This is a genomic window from Pseudomonas sp. GXM4 (assembly GCF_008923895.1).
In the GTDB taxonomy this organism is placed as follows: domain Bacteria; phylum Pseudomonadota; class Gammaproteobacteria; order Pseudomonadales; family Pseudomonadaceae; genus Aquipseudomonas; species Aquipseudomonas atacamensis.
On sequence record NZ_WBRZ01000466.1, the window covers coordinates 1 to 1,974 of the forward strand.

1 protein-coding gene is annotated in these 1,974 nt (G+C 48.8%); it reads left to right on the plus strand.

Features of this window, described 5'->3' with window-relative positions; translation table 11 throughout:
- Positions 1-701 precede the first annotated feature (701 nt).
- Entirely contained in the window at positions 702-1,679 is a 978-nt protein-coding gene (locus F8N49_RS27460; protein ID WP_151553288.1) for a hypothetical protein, read from the plus strand.
- Positions 1,680-1,974: the final 295 nt, after the last annotated feature.

Genomic DNA, 1,974 nt, shown 5'->3' on the forward strand with positions numbered 1-1,974 from the left:
ATTGATTATTCTCGAATATAAAACAATATAATAGTCATAGGAATGGATTACAGCTACGATGGGCTGCATGCAGCAATTCGCGATCATGGCTATGTTTCTTTAAACGCTAGACCTTCCATATCAGTTTCACAGGCTATGCAGGAACTCGCCTTGTATATGGGAGGTGCGGTTGTAGCCGGGCGAGGTAGAAGGGTTTTAGAAACTTTGAAGACGCTGAGAGCGGATGAGGCTCCTTTAAACTCGTTAAGTCGTTTTTCTGGAGCAGGTGCTCAGCCTTGGCATATTGACGGATCACATCTGCCGATACCACCACGGTATTTGATTTTAGGCTGTCACTCGATTAACGGAGGCGGAGCGCCCCCAACGCAGCTATTGAGAGTCAAAGATGCAGGGTTTCCACTCCTTGCAAGTCGGCGCGAAAATTTCACAGTAAAGAATGGACGTTCAAGCTTTTATTCCACGATAGCCAGTACGGATCGAGCGTGGATCCGTTTCGATCCGGCTTGTATGACCGCACACACAGAACATGGGCGTACTATATTGGAGGCATTAGAGTCACCTCAAGTTCAACCGTGTTTGACTCTAGAGTGGACAGCCGGTGTAATTCTAGTAGTTGACAACTGGACTGTACTTCACCGCAGGGGTAATGCCTCTGGCATCGGTCATCGCACCCTTTTACGCATCTCACTGAAGGATTGGATATGAATACAACTAGACGTGGAGCGACACGAACGATTCCGCCCGCACTTTCAGATGATGCGCTGTATGGCAAAGCAGCGCTCTACGCCAGGCGTGCGCTTGAGGCTAAGGAAGTTGACGCGGAGGATGCCTACCAACTCTGGGCAACTTTGGCACTTGAATTGCTTGGTAAGTTCGCACTGGCAAGGGTTCATCCAAGTCTGGTCGTAGACCCGAAAAATTCTAATAGCATGCTGGAAGCGTGCGGTATATCTACCGCTACGGCTGTTCGAACCATTGATGCCAATGAGGTGTTCCTGCGCCTTAAACATGTCGTTCCGGGATTCAACTCTTTAGCTTATAACTCATGCAAAGATTTGGCCGATCGCCGCAATGCCGAGCTTCATTCAGGGCACGCTGCATATATCGGGATCAGTTTGGAAGTGTGGGAGGGGAAGCTGTGGCACGCAGTGCGGTTAATTTTGCAGGCAGCTAACAAAGATCTTGAAGACTTTATTGGCGGTGCGGCTGCAGAGAAGGAAGAACTCATTAACCATCTGTCTCATCTCAAGTGTCAGTCTGCATTGCAAAAAATTGAGCATGCGCGAGACAACTTTAGCAAAGACGCCGATGGCAAAAAACGGGCTCCAAAAACATTGGAAGATCAAAGATCTCAATCCGGGGAGCGCTCTTGGTGGCATCTTTATCGCCTAACAAGTGGAAGGTACGCTCGGTATTGGACTCGCCAATGTCCCGCTTGCCAATGCACTGCAGTGTTGGGCGGGGACAAAGACTATGAAGAGCTGACGGATGATCAGGAGGAAGTGAGTCCTGGTTATGAAGAAGTTGAGACAACTTATTCTCCAGTTGAATTCATTTGTGATCAATGCAATTTGCACCTTGTGGGCACTGATGAGCTTTCAGCTGCCGGTTTGAGTGAGGAAATTGTTGAAGTGGACGAGCGTGAGATTAGTTACGAACCGGACTATGGAAACGACTGACGCTTACCTCCCTCGCCTAGTGATTGCGGGTTGGAGCGGTCATCCTTGAACGGCTGCTTTTGGCCGAGGCTGTGTAAAAACGTTTTTCAGCGCGATTGGAGCCCAGTGTTGGACTGAAAATCGCGTTTCTACGCAAAATCCAGATCGGCTGAACAGCCGATAATTTTCAGATTTCGCATAGACGCGCAAACTTCAATTTTGACGAAACGTTTTTACACACTCTGGACCGGTTGCTGCCGGAGACAACGGGCAACTATTGGCCGATTGCAGGCTGTCATGAAGAGTTATTACTGGC

Coding starts and splice junctions, on each gene's coding strand:
- F8N49_RS27460 (WP_151553288.1), top strand. CDS start 702: ATGAATACAACTAGACGTGGAGCGACACGAACGATTCCGCCCGCACTT.